The organism is Ignavibacteriales bacterium, assembly GCA_016214905.1.
Lineage (GTDB): Bacteria > Bacteroidota > Ignavibacteria > UBA10030 > SZUA-254 > PNNN01.
Window position 1 is genome coordinate 339,624 of sequence record JACRMQ010000007.1, and the last position, 22,130, is coordinate 361,753.

Sequence of the window (22,130 nt, forward strand, 5' to 3'; positions counted from 1 at the left end):
TTATCATTCAATATTGAGCATCTGTATCATTTGCTTTTATTATTGATTTTCTCAATATTTCAAAAGGTATCATGTCATGAAAACATTTAGAAATATAGAATGGCTTACTTGCATCTTATTGGCGATCTCAATAATATTTTTCTGCCCAAAAAAAGGCATTGCAGCTTCGAAAGGTAAATATGCGGGCGAATTCCTGTCTATTGGGATTGGCGGGCGAGCACTCGGTTTAGGTGGCGCTTATACAGCTCTGGCGGGTGATGTTACCGCAGGATATTGGAACCCCGCAGGACTTTCATCATTAACATATCCACAGATTTCACTTATGCACGACGAACGATTTGCAGGAATAGTAAATTATGATTATGTGGCGGCGGCGTACCCATTTGATGCGGTGGCAACTTTCGCGATCAGCGTAATTCGGTTAGGTGTCGATAATATACCAAATACGGAAAACGCCGGTATAGATGCGAATGGTAATCCGTTACCGCTTGATCAATGGCAGAATCTCGCCGGTCTCGATCAAAATAAAATCACCTATTTTAATGCCGCTGATTGGGGATTTATATTTTCATATGCCAACAAACATTCCAATCGCTTTTCTTATGGCGCAAATATCAAGCTGATTTACCGGTCACTTGATAAAGTATCAGCAACCGGGGTGGGATTCGATATCGGGGGAAGGTATGAAGCGGCTGATAATTTTTATCTCGGTGCGGTTCTTCAAGACGCAACAACAACACTGGTTGCATGGAGCAACGGAACAAACGAATTAATAATTCCCACGCTCAAAATCGGAACCGCATATTTCATTGAAGCATTTGATGGCAAATTCGCGCCGGTGTTTGACGTCGATATGCGATTTGAAAACCGACGCTCCGCATCCATGTTGCATCTGGGTGGTATGAGTTTGGATTTCCTTGAGGGACTTGAGTTTGAATACAAAAAACTTGCTTCGTTACGACTTGGTTATAGTGACGTTGGCACTTTTAATGTTGGCGCGGGTATCCGGCTTCCGAAACTCGGATTAGATTATTCATTCGCTCGATTCAGTTCGGATGAACAGTTAGGAGATACTCACCGTATTTCGCTGACATTCACTTTCGAAGCAGACCGATATAAACGCCTTAGCGAATAACCGATGCGGCTTATCATACCTCTATTTATTATTACGTTTCTCTCCGGTTGTGCTGTAAAACTACCTTATCTTTCAACTTATCCGTTGAGTGAACAATATTTTCATTCGCGCGACGGTACTTTCTATGGAAATGTTCCAGTCGGATGGTTTTCGGCGAGCGATGATACTCTCGGTCCCGCTGTTGTAGTCTGGCTTCTTAAAGAAGATTTTACATGTACAATCACTGTCAATGAATTAAAGCTTGATCATTTTTCGCGCAACTTGATTGCGAAAGATGGTTTGGATATTCTTGCCAAACTCAGCGCCGCAGCTTACGGTAAAGACATTCCGGATTCGGATTTTGAGCCGATGCTTTTCAGACTTCGAGCAAAAGATTTTTGCAGTTACGAATTACCGAAGAATGACGAAACCAGAAGGATTGTATTGTTTGAGGCAAAAGGTCGTTATTACGAATGTACTGCTTATAAATTGAAAGGTGAATGGTCGGAGGAAGATTTTAAAAACCTCTTTACCGTACAACAATCGGTTCTCGGTTCAATCGGGTATTAAAATTATTTTGTTTGAAGTATAAAAAGTCCGTTCCAATTTTCAGGAGGAGGTGATTTTTTATAAAGATAGGATCGCTCGATGTATAACTGAGATGGAAAATCATCAGCGACTATTTGTAACACGTTTTCAAATCCTTTAATCGCATCATCAAATTCTCTCCGACGATAATGTGTCAATGCCTCGGTATACTGTTTAACCAACTGCAATTTTTCTTCAGGTAATGATTCCCCCACCAATCCAATAAGCTCATAAACTCTTATCGGTTCACTTTTACCCATCACAACTAGAAGATCTAATTCGCGGACGATAATTTTATCTTTTACATACTGATAAGTATTTTCGCTTATCATGATATTGGATTTATATTGTTTGTTAGCGCCTTCAAGGCGAGCACCAAGATTAACACTATCTCCGATAATCGTGTAATCAAACCGCTCGGCACCCCCCATGTTACCAACCACAACCTCACCCGTGTTAATACCAATCCTTACACGAAGATCCGACTTCCCTTCGCGCAGCCATACTGGTCTGAGTTCTTCAAGCCGGCGTTGCATTTGTACGGCGGTTCTGCATGCGCGATACGCATGATCGCTCTGAGGGATTGGCGCTCCCCAAAACGCCACAATCGCATCTCCTTCATATTTATCCAGCGTGCCGTTATTCTCAAGCAGTATCTTTGTCATCTCGCTAAGATAATCATTCAATATCGTTACAAGGTCTTCCGGACGCATTTGCTCCGACATTTTCGTGAAGTTTTCTATATCGCTGAAGAATATTGTCAACTCTTTTCGCTCACCGCCAAGCCGCAACTTTTCAGGGTCTGCTATCAATTCGTCTACAACAGTCGGATTTACATACTGACTGAACATCCCTTTTATCATTACCTTCTGCCGCCGTTCAACAGCATAATAATACACTATACTTCCGATATAACTTAATATCACAGCCGACAAAGCGCTTGTCATTTGCACAAGATAGTTTTTTTCAATGAATAACCATGTTGAAATAACAATAATTATATACAGCAAAGAAAGAATAAGGGCTACTCCCAGAATATCGATAAGAACGCTAAATTTTATTTTAATTGTTTTCAACCCGGCGATAAAAACAAACGTGAACAAACTTAATCCAATTACCAGAGTAATTGTGATCAGTAATGGCTGTGGAATAATAAAATTATTATCAATAATACTTTGAATGACATTCGCATGAATTTCGGCACCGCTCATTTTCTCGAACGGTGTGGGGAAAATATCTTTCTCTTCGGCAAGGGAAGGACCTGCGCCGACTATGACAATTTTATCTTTAAATGTGCCGTTCGTTAAATAACCGTCCGGTTCATCGAATGTGTTTGTTTCCAAGCCGGGAAATTCTACTTCTTCTCTCGTCTTAAAATCTTTATCGTCGATAACCTGTTCAAACGGTACACGCGGAAATGTACCTGATCCGCCATAATAGTTTATTAGGAATGTTGAGTTTTTGTATTTTGGAATTTCCTTATCGAAATATTTAAAAGCGGGTATATTCCCGCCACCGGTTAATGTCGGTGCGATGTACATCGCGGGCAATTGAAAATATTTGTTCAGCACCGCCATCGAAAAACTTGGTAGACTTGTTCCCTGATTTTCATCGTAAACGCCCGGGAAATATTCTCTAACTGTTCCTTCGAGGTCGGTTATGACATTTACAATTCCGAAGTTAGAAAATCTGCCGATGAACCGGTTGCCGTACTGTGGCTCGGCAACTCGTATTGTATATTGCGTGAGGTCGGACTTTACTTTTCCCGCCAGTACAACATTTCCTTCTTGATTGATGATATTCTGAAATTCGTTTTCTTCTTGAACATGCAAACGGCTGCGCGATGAGAACAGGATGTCAATCGCAACAACTTTCGCTCCCGCACGGTTAAGATTCCGGACAAGCCGGTTATAATATGAAATTGGGAACGGATAATCGTCGGGCAAAGATTTAAATGTGCTTTCCTCTATTTCAACTAGAATAACATCGTTATTTTTTTGAATATCTTTGTTGACCGGTTTTTGGCGGAAGCGGTATGTGATTAAATTTTCTTCGAGTGTTTTTACCGGATCAAGCTTGGTCAAGAATAAAACAACAATAGCAACAACCATGCTTATACTAAGTTGCAAAATAAATAAACGAAAAGGTTTTGAGGTTCGAAATGCCATAGGAGGTTTAAATATCGGCACGGAGTGTGAATGTCCAGATAATATCTGTCTGATTTGCCGGCATTCCGGTTATTTTATTATTGAAATAGAAATTCAGCGAAGTTTGGGCGCTTAGATATTCGAGAAAATAATACTGGCCGCTTGTTGCCAGTAAGATTCTCTGTAAGCTGCCAAAGGTTGGACTAAACGATCCGCTCAAATTGAGTTTATTCGCTAACATTTTGTATTGACCGTTGACGTAAAGCGTTGTATATGTTACATTGTTTTCTGTTCCGCGGGAAGAATAATATTTGCTCGAGTTGACATTGATATTAAATATGGTTTGTAGAGGAATATCAAACGTGGAGACCACGCTCAAGCCGAGCGATAAATTTTTCGTGTCGAAATTTCGGGGAGTGTTATCATCATGCACAGAAGTACTGAGATTTAGTTGTGCATTATGTTCGATTATATAAGAAAATCCTTTTTGAAGTTGAATAATAAATCTGTTTGTACCTTCACCAACAACCGCAGTTGTGTCGGTATTCGGTAAATCATTTAAATTCGTTGATCGGAGAAACGCAATCGATATGTTCGGGATAGATATTGAAGCAGGATAATAACTGACACCTGCGTTTATTGTTGAAAAAGTTGTCGTTGCTGGTTTAGAAAATGATGTGTTGTCCTGAAGTCGTTCATAACCACCAGAAATAAATAACCTGTTATCCAGCAATCTCAACCGATCCGATAATGAATATCCCTGAACATCCGTTCGCAGGAAAGATTGACCGAACGATTCATACCCGTCTCCGTGACGAAGATAAGTTAACCGAAAGTTGTTATTAAAATAATTCAACTTCAAACCTGTTTCATAAGAGAGGGTTGGAAAATGTTTTATGTTCAGCGGAATTAAATTTTCGTTCACAGTAATGATGTTTTTAACCAGATCGCGGATTTTCCGCATGTCGTCTCGTTCTTTTTCGTCGCTGTCTGCAAAAAGACTATCGATATCCGAATCGTTGAACGAACCGTTAGTTATATCATTGTTTGTTGCACTGAAGGCAACCTGCCCGGTTAATTCAAAATTATCCCGGTCAATTGACACATTGAGATCTGAACCGAAGACAACATTTTCCTGAGGTCTGGCGCCGAACAAAATTGAAGTTGGATCGTCTTTCGATTTCAGATAGCTGATTCCCCAATGAGAGCCGTATCTGTTTCCGAAACTTGGGCGAACCGCCATAATATCCCGCGAAAAAATACCCGGTTTAACTTTAACCCAACGCGCAAAACCGTTAAGTGAATCGTAAAAACGAAATACGGCTGTCGGGTCTGATTGCTGTGATTGATTCAATAAACTATCTAAGATTGGCTCACCTATGCTGCCTTCAACCCTTCGTGTGATGGCTCCCTTCACAAAGTCGAGATTGAATTTATTGAGCGTGAGATTTGTGAAGAATCCGCGAACTCGCTTACCGTTCATTACCAAATCGGGAAAAACCGGAAATACATCTCCGTAACCGATTTTCAACCAAGGTGATTCTCCGATAATATGATATCGATTTTGCGGTTGGCGAATGGCACGTTCTTCGTTCGTGTTGTACAGAAAACCTCTTACTTCAAATTCTTTATATGAACCGTTTGCCGATAATGTGGCTCGATTGTACGGAGTAGTTCTATCAGAAATATGTTCCTGTCTGGTTTCAAGTTGAAGGAAAGCGCCATACCGCCAGGGAGAAATAACAAATGTATCTTTCATCCCTGGACTCACAGGACCTTCCAGTGTGAATTCCCAAGAATAAGATAATTGAGTAACACCCATGCTGTCAATAATTTCAACTCTTACTTTGTGCCTACCGGGTTGTATACCAATAAGGGCGTTTTGGGGACGAAGAACAACCAAATCACCGTAGCGTATAATCAACGCAGATAGATCGGTTTCATCGAATATTATTTTTAAAGGTAACTCTGATACAGTAGTATCAAGGTTAGCGAGTGAGAATGATATTAATAATTCATCAGACCGTAAAACCTCATCACGATCAGGGCTAAGCACAATCAATTTATAATCAATCGATTCAACAGATTCGAAACTAATTTTTAACGGTTGAGATTTTGGATTTTCGACGGGGTAGGTTTCCGGTTCCGGACGTCCATCAATTGTAATGATAAAATAATATTCAACAAACGGCGGTTCAATTACCTCTCCCGGGAGTAAGATGGTCGCAGTTGTACCGACCAGTGACATTTCGTTCTGTTTGAATTCCTGTTCACCAAATCTTCTGAATGCGATTTCGATTTTTTCCACTTTACTCGACTGAAAAAAATCAACCTGAACCGATAAAGGCATTCCTGTTTGTGGAGTTCCGATGACGACCTTTGAAACAGTACCGCTAATTTGTGGAACTACCGGATTGGATATTACTATAGTCAGAATTCCTAACAGCCAGAACCTTGTCCAGCGCAAGCCAAATATTCTTTTCATAACGGGCAAACCGATACTTATTCCTGATTATTTTACCGGAAGCAAGATACAAAATTTAAGAATAATCTGCTTGGTTATTCTTTGTAATCAAGTTTTAAGGTTTTTTTTGTACCTTTGAGATCTTTCATCTCTATTTTCAATTGACGGCGTGATTCATCCGTAGATGCAAATCGAACGGCATCCGCAAGTTCGCTCTCAGTTGCTGTGCGCATTTCGACAGTCCCGTCATCGTTCGAGAAGCCGATGAATCCGCCTTCCAGTTCCACTTCGTTATTTGATAATCGGTTTTTCAATAACACTTTTCCTTCGATCAAAATGAGCGTGTCAGAATGTTCACTCCTGCACCACTTTCCTTTTGTTCCTCTGATAGATGCCACTGAAGTCGGTGATGTTAATTGGAACTGTTGATTGTTTTTTTGTTTGGTGACATCGAAACCAATTCCACCCCTTTCCAAAAATGCTTCTTTCATGGTAGAGTTTCTTAGACCGCCGCTTTTAATAGTTAATACTGCTTGTTCACGTACACGAATTATACTATTATCTTCCGTAAACTTTACCAGAGCAAACGCTTTGCGGCCTGTTTTTAATTTATCTTCCGGAAATAATGGCGTGCTAATTTGCGCTTTCTCCGTTTTTCCTTCTTGTGTAACTTTTTGTACGTCGTTATATGCCTTCTTGACGATGGCAACGCCGTTTGATTCTCCTGCAATTAAATTGAGTAGCGGTGCGAGTAGAAATACCATCGTACCGATTATTTTAATCGTTTCAGAAAAATATATCCGTTTCATATTCGATCTCCTTCGAGACGATAATTTTTATTCAACATTTAAATTCATGTCAACTGCATCGGATTGTAATTGCCGCAGCAGTTTCAGAAGATCATCTTTCGATAAAGATGTTCCGTCAAGCAATCCGTTATCGAAAGTGAATTTAGATTTTTTTAACGAAGCAATAAGTTCGGGATATTGTTTACCGAACATTTCTTCCAACATTCTTAAAACATCATCAATGGATTTATCCTGAGAATTTTGATCGCCGGCACCGCCGACCTGAACTTCGTTTGATACATAAAATAATCCGATCGGACTTGATACTTCTATCTCAGAGCCCGCTGGTCCGGCTGTTTTGCTAACTACCCGCCAAACATATGTTTTGCCCGATTCGAGCGGACGACCACCGCCATATAAAAATGAATTTGTCCCTGCGATCTCAACCTTGTTCATCGGTGGTTCTTGGATTATCGCATCTTCGCGCGATTGTTCGGATCGAAGCTCCGCAACTGTCAACTCGGCTTTAACTCCGTCGTGATAAAATTCAAATAGCGGAAACGGTGATGTTGTTTCACCGTCTAACGGCGTACGCAAATCAACACGCGTAGGATTTTCCAAATTTAACTCGCCCACCGGAGGCTTTGATGAAACAACACCACACCGGGTGTTTGTTAATGTAAAGTTAAACGAATATTTACCGGCCGGAAATTTTCCGGTAGCCATCGCGACATCTTGTATATTCACCCGAACATCATCCTTGTTGGGAGTTTCTTCTGAATTTAAGCGGTACTCTGCTCTATTCAAGTCCATGTTCGTCAGCATAAGAGTCCCCGGGTTGATAATCAAATTATCATGCGAAAAAATATAAGCCGGTTCGTATCTTTTGCCGCTTGCCAGTTTAATGTTTACCGTAAGTGTAAGTTTTGCAGTGACAGGGAATGTAGATTCGTTCTTTATCCGAAGAGTAAATAAGAGGGTTCTACTTTCAAAATGTTCAAAATCGACATCGGAAATGGTCAACTGTTGAATATCGGCATATGAAACCGAAAATTCGGAAATTGGACAATCCGATTGAGCCCGTACATTTTGATTTAGTGAAAAAAGAAAGATGCATATACAAATTGTCAGCATCTTTAAAAATAAATTTTTGTTCTTCATAGCAACTCCTTGGATGATACTATGATGTTTAAATATTTTACAAATTATGTTCTGTACTCATTATTTCAATTAAGATAATAAACAGATTATCCGTTAAATATAAAAATCATGTGTGGCTCGAATCACGTCATTAAAATCTTACAATATCGTTATATATGACAAAAACCATAAAAATCAATAAAAGGATAAAACCCGCCTGCTGTATTACAATCTTCACCTTATTCGGGATCTCTTTTCCCCTTATTTTCTCTATGAGGAAAATCATAAGGTGACCTCCATCGAGGGCGGGAATAGGTAATATATTTAAAATTGCCAGACTCATGCTTAATTGTGCCATGAACCAGATAAACATCGAGAATCCGTACTCAGCACTCTGAGTGGCAAGCTGAGCGATCGCTATAGGACCACCAAGCGAATCGCGCATCGATGTTTTGCCTGCAAATATTTTACTGAATGTCAGATAAAAGAGATATACAGATTCTTTCACATCGTTCAATGCGATGGTAAAAGATTGAAAAACAGAATATTGAATTCTCTTCGAAGGACCGACATAATGACTGCTTAGCCTGACGCCGATTCTACCTTCAGGTGTAACAGTGATAGTATCTGTTAAAATATTCTGAGCGCGTTTCCATGTGATTGAAATATTTTTTCCGGCATTACTTCGAATCATTGATACCGCTTCAATCTGATTTACTTTTTTATCTCCCACACCGATAAGCGTATCACCAGGCAACAAACCAAGCTTGCCTGCGGGTAGACTCGATTCTACCCCGTCGATGACTGTTGCTGTATGCGCCACAAGTAATCCGGGCGTGGAATCGGACATTGCTGAAACTTTTAACTGTGGTATGTTGAGATGTATTTGTTGACCGTTACGATCAATAACCAGATCAATTTCATTACCCGCATTCTTTACATAGAGTAAGTTTTGAACTTCATCCCAATGAGTTACATTGTCACCGTTTATAGATAGAATTCTGTCTGCCGGAAGTAGACCCGCTTTCTCAAAAGGAGAATTGTGAAAAACGTATCCAACCTGAGTCGTCTCGGCGGTATAAGAACCCTGCGAAAAGTGTAGTCCCCAAAAAATTATTAATGCGAGTAACACATTCATTATCACTCCGCCCGAAATAACAATTGTTTTTGCCCATAAAGGTTTTGAACGAAACTCCCATGGCTCAGGTTCTTTGGTCAAAAAATTTGTATCCATGCTCTCATCAATCATACCTGCAATCTTAACATATCCGCCTATCGGTATCCACGAGAGGCAATAATCTGTCTCACCAATTTTTTTCCCGAATGCTCTTGGAGGAAAACCGATTGAAAATCTGTCAACACGCATACCCGTCAACTTAGCGGTGATGAAATGCCCGAACTCATGAATAAATATCAGCACGCCAAGTGTGATTGCGGTATAAAATAACATATTGATGATTTGCATTTAAGAATCCTTTGGTTATCGTGTAATACTTAATACAACATCTCGCGCTGCTCGATCGGTTTCTTCGATATCGGAGAGTGTTGGTTTACAAACGCACTTAATTTTATCCAGTGCTGTTGATATTACGGTCGGAATTTTGTGAAATGGAAGTTTTCCGGAGAGAAATTTTTCAACAGCGACTTCATTCGCGGCATTCAAAACCGCAGGCATTGTGCCACCAATCTTGATAGCATCATATGCGAGCTGAAGGCATCTAAATTTCTTTTTATCCGGTTTAAAAAATGTCATTTGCCCCAACGAAAAAAAATCCACTGTTGCATTGTTCGATTTGAACCGTTGGGGGTATGTTAGTGCATACTGAATTGGTATCCTCATATCTGGAACACCAAGTTGTGCTTTTATTGAACCGTCAACAAATTCCACCATCGAGTGTATGATTGATTGAGGATGAATAAGGACATCGATTTTTTCAGGTGGTAAATTAAAAAGCCACCGCGCTTCAATAACCTCCAAACCTTTATTCATCATTGTTGCGGAATCTATGGTTATTTTACTCCCCATGCTCCAATTCGGATGGTTTAGCGCTTGCTTGATTGTTATCTTAGAAAAATTATTCTTGGTGGTATTTAAGAACGGACCGCCCGATGCGGTTAATATTATTCTGTTTACATTTCCGAAACTTTCTCCGATTAAACATTGCATAATCGCGCTGTGCTCACTATCGATAGGTATCAAAGATGCGTTGTACTTTTTAACCATCGGCATAATTAATTCACCTGCCACAACGAGTGATTCTTTGTTTGCCAGCGCTACTGTTTTTCCATGTTTGATCGCCTCAAGGGTTGGGTGTAAACCTGCAAATCCCACCAAAGAATTAATTACAATATCTACATCCTTGGCGGAAACAATATCTTTCAAACCGTCTGTTCCGGATAAAACCCTTACGGAGTTTTTCAGTTTTTGCCGGAGCGATTTAGCCGCTATCTCATCAAAAACCACAACCGTTTTAGGATGGAATTTCATAATCTGTTTTTCAAGCAGATTAATGTTGTTTTTTGTACCCAGCGTCTGCACATTGAATTTGTCGGGGAAACGGGCAATAACATCAAGACTATTGGCCCCGATCGAACCTGTCGATCCTAGTATGCAGATATTTTTTTTCTTCGCCATAAAATAAGATGCCCCTAATTATGGGGCAATATTTATTTCAAGTTAACAAAATCTGAGCTTGAAAACAAACACCAGTCTACCGACATTGCTAAGGATAGTAGTAACGCCGGATTTTGTCGATTGTTTTAGCATCTCGGCGAATTTTTTTGACATTCATTCTCTTCATTAAATTGCGCTTATAGGTATAGATCATCCTAAAAAATATATTTTGGGATAACATCCGAATTGATCTTGGTAGAAAATTGATCAAGAAATAATAACTTTATTAATGTCTCATTAAAGTTATTCTTAGAACGAGTCAATCAGAAGGGTGAATCATCAGGTAATAAATTGGGGGGAGCGATCATGAATTCGAGTTTTTCAAAACTTGCGTACTCCTTGTGGAATTGTAGTCGAACCATGCCGGTCGGTCCGTTTCTTTGTTTTCCTATAATTATCTCGGCAATCCCTTCGGATGGGATTGTATTACCATCGTCATCTTTAATATCTGTGATACCGTATGTTTCCGGACGATGAACAAATATCACGACATCTGCGTCCTGTTCAATTGCTCCGGATTCGCGCAAATCTGAAAGCATCGGTCGTTTATCTCCACGCGATTCAACTCCACGGTTTAACTGTGAAAGCGCGATGACCGGAACATCGATTTCTTTTGCGAGCGCTTTCAGAGACCTGGAGATCATTGAGATTTCCCGCTCACGAGATTCAGAATTTTTAGGACCCTGTATTAACTGCAGGTAATCGACTATGATCAGACCGATTTCATGTTCAGCTTTCAATCGACGTGCCTTTGCCCGCAGTTCCAACATCGTAAGCGCGGGTGTGTCGTCGATAAATATTTTTGCTTCTGCCAGCCGTCCAACATTGCGGCTGAGATTTTTCCATTTATCCTCATGCAAACGACCGGTGCGAAGTTCGTGTGCATTCACGCGTGCTTCGGACGAGAGCATTCTAATTATTAATTGTCGTTCCGACATTTCGATACTGAATATCGCGACAGCACATTTTTTTTCTTTATGAAGCGCCGCGTTCCGCGCTACCGATAATGCGAATGCAGTCTTACCCTGACTTGGACGTCCGGCAACAATAATGAGATCCGATTTTTGAAATCCGCCGGTTTTTTCGTCTAAAGTTGGGAAACCTGATGGAGCACCCGTTATTCCACTGTGTTTACCATGAATTTCCTGAAGCATCTCGAACGTTTCATGAAGAGCGCGGTTGATAGGTGTAAACGATCGGCGCATGCGCTTTTCGGAAATCTGAAAAATTTTCGACTCCGCCTCATCCAAAAGATCAAGAGCATCTTCAGTATTGCTGTATGCCCGGGTTCCTATCTCAGATGATGCCGAAATCAAACTTCTCATCAGCGCTTTTTCTAGGACTATCCGGGCATGGTATTCAACGTTGGCTGCAGTTGGAGTGTTTAATGTAAGTTCTGTTATGTAGACAGGGTCTTCGGCATCGTTGAGTTTACCACGTCGTCGCAATTCTTCAACTACCGTAACCGCATCGATAGGATCACCCTTTTCGAACAATGCCAACATTGCTTGATAAATTTTTTGGTGTGTTGGATTGTAAAAACTTTGGTAGTCAAGAAGCTCTAAAACTTTCGGCGCGGCCTCTTTCTCGATAAGCATGGCTCCAAGAACCGCCTTCTCAACATCTACGGCTTGCGGTGGTATGCGTCCAGAAAAATTTAGATCGCTATCGGAAAAATTCTGTGTTGTTGTTTTTTTATCTCTGGGCATGATTATCGTTTAATAATTTTATTGTATTCATCGCGGAACATCTTCATATCTTCCCATGCGGGGCGTTTCCAGTTTGGATTCCGCAGAAGCGCGGCTGGATGATACGTTACAATCAATTTTGTTCCTCTGAAGTCATGAATTTTTTCCCGCATCGAACTTAATGTACCGTTCGTTTGAAGTAACCACTGGGCGGCGATTCTACCTAAACAGATAATGAATTTCGGTTGAATCAAAGAAATTTGTTTATAAAGGTAAGGAGTGCAAAGTTCCATTTCGTTCGCTTCGGGGTCGCGATTATTCGGCGGCCGGCATTTTAGTATGTTGCAGATATAAACATCTTCCCTTTTCAGGTCAACTGCCGCAAGAATTTTGTTAAGCAGTTGCCCAGCTCTGCCTACAAACGGTTCTCCTTGTGCATCTTCATCGGCTCCGGGCGCTTCACCAACGAACATTACATCAGCCTTCGGATTGCCTACACCGAAAACAAAATTTGTGCGGGTATTCCCGAGTCCGCACTTCAAGCACTTATTGATCGATTTATCAAGCTCAACTAAATTTTCAGATTCCGTCCATGGTTCATCGGTTGGCATCGAGATTTCATGAGCGCTGTTTGATTTCTTTTTCACATCGGACTCAACATAAATTGTATTTCCAAATAAATCTTTTTGTTGTAAAAAATAACGTTTCGTATTATCTAACAAATCCATCATTTTGTTCTGCTTCATAATTAATCGTTATCCAAGCAGTTTAGAAATCCGTTGCAGAATCTGGTGAGCGAGTTGATATTTCGTCATCTTGGGGAATTTTTCAATTTTCCCATTCTTCGGGATGAATGTGGCAATGTTTGTCTCAACGTCGAAACCGGCTCCGTCTTCCATCGGATTATTTAGAATGATTGCATCAAGGTTTTTCGAGTGTAATTTCATTTTCGCATTTTTTATTTCATTCTCGGTTTCAACGGCAAATCCAACAAGAATGGCTTTGCCTTTTCGGGTGCCAAGCTCTTTAAGAATATCTTTAGTTGGTTTTAATTGTATAACGAATTGATTTTTGTCTTGAATATTTTTTTTAATTTTCTGATTAATGACTTTTACTGGTGTATAATCGGCAACTGCAGCAGCCATTATGATTCCGTCTTTATTGTCTCTATTTCTCATAACAGCCTTATACATTTGTTCGGCAGTCAAGATATCTATTCGTTTTACCGAGCGTGGTGTGGTGAGATGCGTTTTGCCGGTAACGAGGGTTACTTCTGCACCTCTGTGAACTGCGGCTGCCGCGAGGGCAAATCCCATTTTTCCGGATGATCTGTTTCCGATAAAACGTACCGGATCTATCGGCTCATATGTTGGCCCGGCAGTGATAAGAATTCTTTTCCCTTGAAGATCCTGATGTACATCTGTAAGCAAAATTTCGATTGCCTGCTGAATCTTTGGGAGGTCGGGTAATCTACCTGTACCGGTTAAACCACTCGCAAGTTCTCCTTCTGCCGGTTGAAGAATTTGGTAACCTAGTTGGTGAAGCTGAGAAATATTCGATTGAGTGATAGGATGATTCCACATATCGACGTCCATCGAAGGTGAAAGCATTACCGGAGCCCGCATTGCTAGGGCGAGTGTTGTTACTGAATTGTCGGCGATACCGGATGCAAGTTTTGCAATCGTGTTTGCAGTTGCAGGGGCGACCAACATTACATCTGCCCATTGTGCAAGATCAATATGCCATGTACTTGCCTGCAATATGTTTTTAGTCAATCTTGGAAAACTTCCTACAACCACTTCGTTTTGTGTAAGCGTAGAAAGTGTTAGTGGCGTAACAAACTCTGTTGCGGAATCGGTCATGACAACTTTGACGTCGGCACCACTTTTTTTGAAATCTCTTACAAGCTGCGGAATCTTATACGCTGCGATTCCGCCTGTTATCCCGATCAATATTTTTCTATTCCGCAACACCTGAATTTTTTTTATTAAGCAGGAGTGATGTGCTCGTCGTCTTTATAACGATGTGCGAGACGTTTCTCCATCAATTCATTAATAGCCGATTCAGTCGGTTTTGGACGTTTTTCGAATTCTTGCGCGATCAGAATTTGATCCGGGTTGGTTTGCGGCTGATCTGTCTCTTCTTCCGGTTCGAACACTTTTGTTTGAAGCATTTCAATGCGCTGGTTGAATTCGATTTTCATCTCTTCATTTATCTGCCTTGCGCGCTTGAGCAGAACGACTATTGCCTCGTACACGTTTTCGGCCTGATTGCTCAACTTTTCTATGTCTAATGGTTTAATTGGCATTACTGTTTTCCTTTATTTTATATTTTATGATTTTCCGTTTTTATTGTTGTGTGTTTCAATTTCTTTTTGAACTATCCCGCTGACTTCTTCTATAGCTTTTTCAAGCAAATCATTTACGACCCGATAATCAAAGTCGGGCGCAAACGTCATTTCCATCTTAACCCGCTCCATTCTCCGCCTGAATGTTTCTTCCGATTCTGTTTTCCGGTTGCGTAAACGTTCAATAAGTTTTTCGATGCTTGGCGGCATTATGAAAATTAGTTTTGCATTATTGCCGTATTTACTTTTTATCGAAAGAGCACCTTTAACATCAACATCGAATATTATCGATTTACCGTTCGCGAAAGCATTATCAACTTCGCTTTTCAATGAGCCGTAATAATCGCCATAAATTTCTTCCCACTCGATCAATTCGTTTAGTTTGATTTTTTCTTCAAATTCGGCACGTTTAATGAAATAATAATCTTTAGCGTTCGTTTCGGTCGATCTCATCTCGCGGGTCGTTGCCGAGATGGAAAAAACAGTGTTCGGGAATTTTTGTAAAATTGATTTTGCAATAGTCGTTTTGCCGCATCCGCTTGGTCCGGCAAGAACAAATAATTTCAGTTGATTGTCCATTTATTTATAATTTAAGAGATCGAGGGCTACTCGATATTCTGTAACTGCTCGCGAATTTTCTCTAGCTCTTCTTTTATTCCAACAACTCGATGGGCAATTTCGGAACTGCCGGCTTTAGAGCCGATAGTGTTTGCTTCCCTGTTCATCTCCTGCACCAAAAAATTTAATTTTCTTCCAACGGCTTCATCCGATTTGAGAGCGTTCAAAAAAAACTTGTTGTGACTTTGGAATCTTACTGTTTCTTCTGTTATATCTAATTTATCTACGAGTAACGCGAACTCGGTTTCAAGACGCTTCATATCGATTATTACCGGATCAACAGAAAGATCTTTTACGCGTTGTTCTAAATTCTTCCGTGCCAAGGGAAGCGAATCGTGAGCAAGTTTTTCTATGTCTGTGAGAGCTTCACCGATAGTGCGGATACGCATAACGAGATCCTTCATCAGTTCCGCTCCTTCTCGCTTACGCATTACGGATGCCTCGTCAAGAGCAATGAGAAGTGCCTTCTTAACCAGCATCCATTCGTTTTCATCACCTTTTTCAAAATCGCTGACTTCAATAATATCCTGAAACTGCAACAGATGGTTTAGAGTAATCTTTTCCCGAATTTTAACGGTCTTACCAAGATCGGTCAATAACCGATGATATGACTTTGCGGCAGTTGAATTTATTTTCAAAGGAATTTCGTTAGCGTTCTCGTGTGTGATACTCAATGCGACATTAATTTTACCGCGACTTAAACGTTTCCGGATAATCTCCCTGACCTCTCCCTCGCGCAAAGTCATCGTGCGCGGAAGACGGGCTGAAACCTCGAAGTACCTATTGTTCACAGAGCGTAATTCGGCAACAGCGGTTATTTTGCCATCTGTTACTTCGCCTCGTCCATACCCTGTCATGCTTGAAATCATTTAAAATCGTCCACTTTTTGATAAATTGCCATATTAAGGTACGAAATATTCTCTCGTACGTCAAGGAAAACCTTTCCACAACATTTGCACCGTTTTATCGACATCTCTTCTGTAAGAATCTTTGAGAATGAGATCGATTTCAATATATTGTTGATAATTATTTAATAGTCAGAATGCCTGTTCACTATTTTACATTAAAAGCGTTATCCAACGAATTCCGTACCTTATTTAAAGGTTCAATTATCAGAACTGTTTTTACTCAACAAAAAAATGAGTTATTAATCGGGTTGAGTAAAATTGGAGATGCCCGCTCCTCAGGGAACAAGATTACAATTTGTATTTCGGTTTCACCTCGAAATAATTATATCTTTTATAGGATGGGTATATCGCGAGCTAAAACTAACTCGGTGGATTTATTCACTGATTCAATTGGTTCGGTTATCAGTGATTTCTATGTCCATTCTTCAGATCGTTCAGTCTTTGTAACTCTCGATTCTTCAAAACAATTTGTTATTCAACTATACAACACAGCGACGAGTAATGTTTATCTTATCGACGATAACATGAAGATAGTGGAAGCGTTCAAAGACGATCGGAAATTTAAAGATACTGTTTTGGAGATTAGATCAACAATCGGGAATTCGACAGAAAATTTATATCAGGATCTGACGGCATTCGGTAAACTTTCAATCACTGCTTCATTGAAAAAAGTATTTCCGATTCTGGATAATAAATATATCACCGAGATTTTATTCAAATCTTCCGTTGATTGCAATAAGGAGACACACTTATTATCGGAAAACGAAATCGATAGAATTTCCAATGAAATAAAAACCATATTCCAAATATCCGAGAATCCTTCTCCGTATATATATGTTGATTCCGATGGTGACAGAATTATATCGGTTACAGAGTTGAGTCATCGTCACGGATCAAAAAACATTACCTTTCCAACAGTGAACGATGCTGTAAAAAAATATATTTCCATCACTTCGCGGGAAACCGGAGTTGAAAACGAGAAAGAAATTTATCTGGATAAACTTCGAACGCTGTTACAGCATAACGAACGTTCAATTCGAAATGCCTCGGCTCATTTAAGCGTAGACCCGTCACGGATGGAAAAAATCGGGAACCTTATACTTTCAAGCATCCATCAAATTAAAAAGGGGATGAAGAAAATAGTTCTTGAAGATATTTATGGAGATGGAAATTCAATCGAAGTCGATCTTGATCCGGCGTTAACACCTTCCCGAAACGCAGAAAAATATTTTGAAAAAGGTAAAAGAGCTGAATTAGGACGAATCGAATCAGTGCGTCGAGTAAATGAGTTAAAAATCCGAATCGATACCATTAAACCGTTAATAGAGGATTTAGAAAAAATTTATTCTTCTGAAGAAATTAAGAACTTTCAAAAAAAATATTATTCCGAATTAAAATCGATGAATATCACAGTCAATAAAAAAGAAGAAGAGGAAAAGCCTCCGTTCAGAATATTTACAGTCGCGGGTGGTTTTGAAGTATGGGTAGGGAAAAGCAGCGCTAATAACGATTTGCTGACAACAAAATTCTGCAAACCGCAGGATCTGTGGTTTCACGCGCGAGGGGCAGGTGGTTCGCACACGGTATTAAAAATACCGAGAGGAACGGAGAATATTCCACGTGAATCGATAAAACAAGCGGCGAGCATCGCCGCGTATTACAGCAAGATGCGGAAGGCATCAAATGTTCCGGTTGCATATTGTGAGCGAAAATATGTGCGAAAACCGAAAGGAGTTGCGGAAGGAACCGTTTATCTTGAGCGGGAAGAAGTGATATTTGTCCCCCCCAAGCTTCCTTGAAAATTCCAAAAATTCTTCGTATACTCAATACAATCTTCAGATTATTATTAACAATTCACGTACGAAAGGAAAATTTATGAAGTTTGTTTACTTGTTCGTTTCACTACTGCTTTTTTCTGCAACCTTGATCTGTCAAACAGATTCAGCGGCATCAAACGAAACAAGTCCCCCGCCTGTGCAGGAAATTTCTGTATCGGGCGGTTTGGCTTATACTTATCTCCCGTACGAATTTTCGAAATACTGGAACCCGGGAATGCACGCAGGTGTTGGGTACGGTCTATCGTTTACACCCGGTGATTACGGCTACAGTTCGTTAATGCTTCTTGCTGATTATGGATCATTCGAACTTAAGGAATCGGCATTCCGCGAAGGTATGAAGATCACAGATCCAACAAAAATTGTTACTGGTGGAAAGACACAAGTATTTACGGTTACCGCAAATTACAAAGGAACGTTAGCCATTTCGAAAACAAGTATAGCACCTTTTTTCACTATCGGGATAGGATATATATATTTTCGATCCGACAGTATCTTGGTCGATAATAAAAATATTTTATCAATTGAAAGTGATGCACTGTCGACCATTACTTGGTCGTTCGGAGTGGGTGTGGATATTCCGGTTAACGAAATGTTCGTTGGCTTTGTTCAAGCAAAATCCGTCATAGGAGCGTTCGACAGACCCCGGCAATATTTTCCAATTACAGCAGGATTGCGATTACGATTTTAATTAGTTTTTTTGATAAGTAACTTAAGATTATCAAAGTGCGGTGAAAATATTCATCGCACTTTTTTATTTGTACAGGCTACAAAATTTATGAAATTAATACTCGTTCGACACGGTGACGCAAAACCCGGTATCGATGATGCGAGCAGAGAGCTTTCGGATCTGGGAATTGAACAGGCAGTTCGCGCCGCGCAAACATTACTTGGTTTACAATTGATTCCAGATGTTATCATTAGTAGCCCTTTGTGCCGCGCCATTCAAACTGCCGTGGAGGTAGGAAAGTTTTTTCCGGGGATCGACTTGATCACATCCGAACACTTAACACCATCGTCAGATCACCGTCATATTTTCGAAATACTCAGATCATTGCAACATAAAACGGTTCTGTTAGTTGGGCATGAGCCACATCTAAGTACATTAATTTCACTGTTGATAACCGGTACACGGTATGGAAAATTTATTGTTTCAAAAGGAGGGATAGCTGTTATACATCTTGAGGATTCGGTGTCTGCCGGAAATGGCGCACTCCGGTTAGTACTGCAATCCGATGAAATTAAAAATATTCAAAATTGATTCGAATGGAAAAACTATCCACCCACTAGAGTTTTTCCCGCATTGCATTCCTTAACTGCCCTGTTAATCATATATAAAATATCTGTCTGCCTTTGTAATACATCTTTTGTGATCCATCCGGATATCGATCCTAATGGACGGTAAGGGACTTTCACAGAAGTGTAGTCAATCTTTTCGTGTTCTCCGGAAATTTTATTTTTGAAAGCAAAAACATCGTTGAACCTGTTATTAAACTTTGTGCATCTGGCAAAAATTTTTCTGCGCACCCAATCGCGAAGCGGATCTATATCGACATGCACAACGGCATCAATTTTATCATCATAATTATCATCTGCCCAATGATTAAAAATAATTTTACACTTATTAATATATAATTCCAAATCATTCCGGTTCAGTTTTTGTCCGCGTGCCGGATAACTTTCCGGAACTCTGTTGTCGAGAAACGGCGCGGCACCATCTACAAGCGCCAGGTAGTCAATTTTACCGTCTTTGTTTCGGTCGAATACATAACCCCACGTGGTTACCTTTCCAAGCATAGGGCTTCCTTCATCAAAATCGAGAATTCGATATATTTCTTTATTAGGATTCTGAATCATATCGTTTGTTACTGCCGCGATGACAATTTCATTCCTGCCGTTGTATCCGATGAAGGAAACCCATAAGTTATCGATTTTCTTTTGACAAATTATTTTTAACGATTTCTCGATTTTAGGGTAATATGCTATTGACTCTGCTTTAGGATAAAACCTTGTAATATCATTTTTTTCAGATGCCTGCGTTACGGTACCCAATAATGTAATGAGTAATGCCGATAAAAATATGTTTTTCATGCAAAAACTACTTTAAATTGTTGTTTGAAAGTAAAGTTGAATGTTCAATTCCGATTTTGCGTAAATACGGGCCGGGTTCCACCGATTTCCCGGTAGCGTTCCTCATTCTTTCTTGCCACTCTATTTTTTCACCGGATAAAAAGAGTCGATCTATCATCCATGCGGCAACAAGTGAATCTGTGTGCTCGCGTGAGCCGAACTTATTAAAAAGTGCTTCTTCCAATTGAGCGGCAATTAATTTTATAATTATCGCCTTATATGATCCACCGGGTTTATCGGTGTGAGTCGGGTTAATTTCCATCGGTGTCGTTATGCCGCTGTCGATGCTGAGGTCGTAATATTTCTCCAGCATCACACGTTCCAAAGAATCTGTATCGAGGGAAGGATTCTTAAAAAATTCGTATTCTGTTTCGAAAGCTTTCATCTCTTGGATTAATTTTACTATTTGCGGCTCTGTCCGCTTTGAATAAAATTGTTTGAGCTCTTTTTCTTTCACCTTCGTGAAAGTTCGCAGCCATAACGAGTCGAGCAGAAGATCATGCATCATCAATGCAATACCGTCGTTATACACCGAGCAATATGTACCGGGAACAGTTGTATACGATTTTAATATCGGAAAATCGGTTTGCGTAAAAAACGCTTTCAATCCGTAAGCATATGCCGCAAATGCGTCTGCATAATTTAGCTGACCGGCTTTGATGGGGAATGTTATGCGAATATCTTTTGGTATCGCAACACGGAAGCAGGAACCTTTCGCGTGATTATTCTTCGAATGTGTTAGTATTCTTATGCTGTCTGGATTGAAACCGGTGCTGTCGAAGTAATGATAAACTTTAGTAGCAAGAGAATCTGTCGGAAAATATTTTTCTGGAAGTTGTTTAGCCGTTTGTCCAAAGTAATAAGCATCCCATGGTGCGATTGTTTTATTTGACTTTTGCTTTCTTTTGTTTGTTGACGTGATTTTTTCACTCGGTATGCATGTTAATTCTTTGAGCATCGCGAATGTTTTTAACAACTTTCCCTCGTCTATTCCATCCATATATAGAACGAATGAATAATAGCTCGGAAATCCTTTCGCTTGAGCTTTTGTGTTTAGTAATTGAACAGTTTTTCGGTATTCATTTAGGTATTTTGAATTTGCCTCTAAATATGCCTGCCAATAAATTTTACGTTTTTTTGAATTCTTCTCGGTTTGGAGAAATCTAAGAACTTCTTCGCCCGTCAAATTTTTTCCGTTCACTGCAATTTGAATTTTAGAAAATTTATTGGCGAGATTTATTTTTGAGGATGTGACTTCATCATCATACTCAATACTACCACCCAGAAAAGCGCGGTGCCATAATTCGAGTCGGCGCGCCAACGGTTTATCGGCGAGAGAACCCGATCTGCCGCGCCATTCTGAAATTATATTTCGAATGCTCGTATCAAGAAATATTTCTGCAAGCAACTCGCGGGCGGAATTGAAATCGGGCTTGGCCTCTTTTGTCGCAAAGTTCCAGCGTGCCAACTCCATTGCTGAACACGCAGATTCATATCGCTGTTCCAGAGTGTCGAGAAAAAGATATAAACCATCTTTAGATTCCACCCGCGGCTTAACTTCCTTTGTACACGACATAAGAAAGATTACCGGCAAGATGATAAAAACTGATTTGGAGAAACGCTGCATTATGCGGGTTTTTTCATATAAGTTGTTTGATTTCAGGTTAAAGATAAGAAATTTCCGATTCG

Annotated in this window: 19 protein-coding genes; 5 read left to right on the forward strand and 14 right to left on the reverse strand. The window is 40.1% G+C overall.

Going from position 1 to position 22,130, the window contains the following annotated elements; genetic code table 11:
• The first annotated feature begins 76 nt into the window (after nt 1–76).
• Nucleotides 77–1,135, forward strand: coding sequence for a PorV/PorQ family protein (locus HZB59_08675; protein MBI5021495.1), 1,059 nt, complete (start codon nt 77–79; stop codon nt 1,133–1,135).
• A 3-nt stretch (nt 1,136–1,138) separates the two neighbouring features.
• Entirely contained in the window at nt 1,139–1,684 is a 546-nt protein-coding gene (locus tag HZB59_08680) for a hypothetical protein (GenBank protein MBI5021496.1), read from the forward strand.
• 2 nt (nt 1,685–1,686) lie between these two features.
• Here the strand turns inward: HZB59_08680 and HZB59_08685 are convergent, their stop codons facing one another.
• The 12 genes from HZB59_08685 to HZB59_08740 form a co-directional block, all read right to left on the reverse strand.
• Nucleotides 1,687–3,831 carry an adenylate/guanylate cyclase domain-containing protein gene (locus HZB59_08685; protein ID MBI5021497.1) on the reverse strand — a complete coding sequence of 715 codons (2,145 nt, stop codon included), beginning with the start codon at nt 3,829–3,831 and terminating at the stop codon, nt 1,687–1,689.
• Nucleotides 3,832–3,877: 46 nt separating this feature from the next.
• The gene (locus tag HZB59_08690; protein MBI5021498.1) at nt 3,878–6,334 is read right to left on the reverse strand and encodes a hypothetical protein; all 2,457 of its coding nucleotides are present in this window, start codon (nt 6,332–6,334) and stop codon (nt 3,878–3,880) included.
• Nucleotides 6,335–6,408: 74 nt separating this feature from the next.
• Nucleotides 6,409–7,122, reverse strand: coding sequence for a FecR domain-containing protein (locus tag HZB59_08695; GenBank protein MBI5021499.1), 714 nt, complete (start codon nt 7,120–7,122; stop codon nt 6,409–6,411).
• Nucleotides 7,123–7,149: 27 nt separating this feature from the next.
• Nucleotides 7,150–8,262 carry a hypothetical protein gene (locus HZB59_08700; GenBank protein MBI5021500.1) on the reverse strand — a complete coding sequence of 371 codons (1,113 nt, stop codon included), beginning with the start codon at nt 8,260–8,262 and terminating at the stop codon, nt 7,150–7,152.
• A 130-nt stretch (nt 8,263–8,392) separates the two neighbouring features.
• The gene (gene rseP, locus HZB59_08705; protein MBI5021501.1) at nt 8,393–9,706 is read right to left on the reverse strand and encodes an RIP metalloprotease RseP; all 1,314 of its coding nucleotides are present in this window, start codon (nt 9,704–9,706) and stop codon (nt 8,393–8,395) included.
• Nucleotides 9,707–9,721: 15 nt separating this feature from the next.
• The gene (locus HZB59_08710) at nt 9,722–10,876 is read right to left on the reverse strand and encodes a 1-deoxy-D-xylulose-5-phosphate reductoisomerase (GenBank protein MBI5021502.1); all 1,155 of its coding nucleotides are present in this window, start codon (nt 10,874–10,876) and stop codon (nt 9,722–9,724) included.
• Nucleotides 10,877–11,178: 302 nt separating this feature from the next.
• Nucleotides 11,179–12,624, reverse strand: coding sequence for a replicative DNA helicase (dnaB, locus tag HZB59_08715; protein ID MBI5021503.1), 1,446 nt, complete (start codon nt 12,622–12,624; stop codon nt 11,179–11,181).
• A gap of 2 nt (nt 12,625–12,626) precedes the next feature.
• The gene (locus tag HZB59_08720; GenBank protein ID MBI5021504.1) at nt 12,627–13,334 is read right to left on the reverse strand and encodes a uracil-DNA glycosylase; all 708 of its coding nucleotides are present in this window, start codon (nt 13,332–13,334) and stop codon (nt 12,627–12,629) included.
• A 24-nt stretch (nt 13,335–13,358) separates the two neighbouring features.
• A complete protein-coding gene (gene coaBC, locus HZB59_08725; protein MBI5021505.1) occupies nt 13,359–14,576 on the reverse strand; it encodes a bifunctional phosphopantothenoylcysteine decarboxylase/phosphopantothenate--cysteine ligase CoaBC in 1,218 nt (405 codons plus the stop codon).
• A gap of 14 nt (nt 14,577–14,590) precedes the next feature.
• Complete coding sequence (locus HZB59_08730) at nt 14,591–14,911, reverse strand: DNA-directed RNA polymerase subunit omega (protein MBI5021506.1); 321 nt, start codon at nt 14,909–14,911, stop codon at nt 14,591–14,593.
• Between the two features lie 24 nt (nt 14,912–14,935).
• Nucleotides 14,936–15,529 (reverse strand): guanylate kinase, encoded by a 594-nt coding sequence (gene gmk / locus HZB59_08735; GenBank protein MBI5021507.1) that lies wholly within the window; start codon nt 15,527–15,529, stop codon nt 14,936–14,938.
• Between the two features lie 26 nt (nt 15,530–15,555).
• Complete coding sequence (locus HZB59_08740) at nt 15,556–16,437, reverse strand: YicC family protein (GenBank protein MBI5021508.1); 882 nt, start codon at nt 16,435–16,437, stop codon at nt 15,556–15,558.
• Nucleotides 16,438–16,610: 173 nt separating this feature from the next.
• Between HZB59_08740 and HZB59_08745 the strand changes: the two genes are divergently transcribed.
• From HZB59_08745 to sixA, 3 genes are all read left to right on the forward strand, one after another.
• Nucleotides 16,611–18,275 carry a DUF814 domain-containing protein gene (locus tag HZB59_08745; GenBank protein ID MBI5021509.1) on the forward strand — a complete coding sequence of 555 codons (1,665 nt, stop codon included), beginning with the start codon at nt 16,611–16,613 and terminating at the stop codon, nt 18,273–18,275.
• A gap of 76 nt (nt 18,276–18,351) precedes the next feature.
• Nucleotides 18,352–19,002 (forward strand): hypothetical protein, encoded by a 651-nt coding sequence (locus HZB59_08750; protein ID MBI5021510.1) that lies wholly within the window; start codon nt 18,352–18,354, stop codon nt 19,000–19,002.
• Nucleotides 19,003–19,089: 87 nt separating this feature from the next.
• Nucleotides 19,090–19,572, forward strand: a complete 483-nt coding sequence (gene sixA / locus HZB59_08755; GenBank protein MBI5021511.1) for a phosphohistidine phosphatase SixA — start codon at nt 19,090–19,092, stop codon at nt 19,570–19,572.
• A 14-nt stretch (nt 19,573–19,586) separates the two neighbouring features.
• Here sixA and HZB59_08760 read toward each other — a convergent pair whose 3' ends face one another.
• Both HZB59_08760 and HZB59_08765 read right to left on the reverse strand, forming a co-directional pair.
• Nucleotides 19,587–20,402: a hypothetical protein gene (locus tag HZB59_08760; GenBank protein MBI5021512.1), complete on the reverse strand. Its 816-nt coding sequence runs from the start codon at nt 20,400–20,402 to the stop codon at nt 19,587–19,589.
• 7 nt (nt 20,403–20,409) lie between these two features.
• Nucleotides 20,410–22,017 (reverse strand): M2 family metallopeptidase, encoded by a 1,608-nt coding sequence (locus HZB59_08765; protein MBI5021513.1) that lies wholly within the window; start codon nt 22,015–22,017, stop codon nt 20,410–20,412.
• Between the last annotated feature and the right edge of the window lie 113 nt (nt 22,018–22,130).

Coding starts and splice junctions, on each gene's coding strand:
- HZB59_08765 (MBI5021513.1), bottom strand. CDS start 22,017: ATGTCGTGTACAAAGGAAGTTAAGCCGCGGGTGGAATCTAAAGATGGT.
- HZB59_08730 (MBI5021506.1), bottom strand. CDS start 14,911: ATGCCAATTAAACCATTAGACATAGAAAAGTTGAGCAATCAGGCCGAA.
- HZB59_08760 (MBI5021512.1), bottom strand. CDS start 20,402: ATGAAAAACATATTTTTATCGGCATTACTCATTACATTATTGGGTACC.
- HZB59_08690 (MBI5021498.1), bottom strand. CDS start 6,334: ATGAAAAGAATATTTGGCTTGCGCTGGACAAGGTTCTGGCTGTTAGGA.
- HZB59_08680 (MBI5021496.1), top strand. CDS start 1,139: ATGCGGCTTATCATACCTCTATTTATTATTACGTTTCTCTCCGGTTGT.
- HZB59_08675 (MBI5021495.1), top strand. CDS start 77: ATGAAAACATTTAGAAATATAGAATGGCTTACTTGCATCTTATTGGCG.
- HZB59_08720 (MBI5021504.1), bottom strand. CDS start 13,334: ATGATGGATTTGTTAGATAATACGAAACGTTATTTTTTACAACAAAAA.
- HZB59_08700 (MBI5021500.1), bottom strand. CDS start 8,262: ATGAAGAACAAAAATTTATTTTTAAAGATGCTGACAATTTGTATATGC.
- HZB59_08740 (MBI5021508.1), bottom strand. CDS start 16,437: ATGATTTCAAGCATGACAGGGTATGGACGAGGCGAAGTAACAGATGGC.
- sixA (MBI5021511.1), top strand. CDS start 19,090: ATGAAATTAATACTCGTTCGACACGGTGACGCAAAACCCGGTATCGAT.
- HZB59_08750 (MBI5021510.1), top strand. CDS start 18,352: ATGAAGTTTGTTTACTTGTTCGTTTCACTACTGCTTTTTTCTGCAACC.
- HZB59_08710 (MBI5021502.1), bottom strand. CDS start 10,876: ATGGCGAAGAAAAAAAATATCTGCATACTAGGATCGACAGGTTCGATC.
- rseP (MBI5021501.1), bottom strand. CDS start 9,706: ATGCAAATCATCAATATGTTATTTTATACCGCAATCACACTTGGCGTG.
- HZB59_08695 (MBI5021499.1), bottom strand. CDS start 7,122: ATGAAACGGATATATTTTTCTGAAACGATTAAAATAATCGGTACGATG.
- HZB59_08745 (MBI5021509.1), top strand. CDS start 16,611: ATGCCTGTTCACTATTTTACATTAAAAGCGTTATCCAACGAATTCCGT.
- dnaB (MBI5021503.1), bottom strand. CDS start 12,624: ATGCCCAGAGATAAAAAAACAACAACACAGAATTTTTCCGATAGCGAT.
- gmk (MBI5021507.1), bottom strand. CDS start 15,529: ATGGACAATCAACTGAAATTATTTGTTCTTGCCGGACCAAGCGGATGC.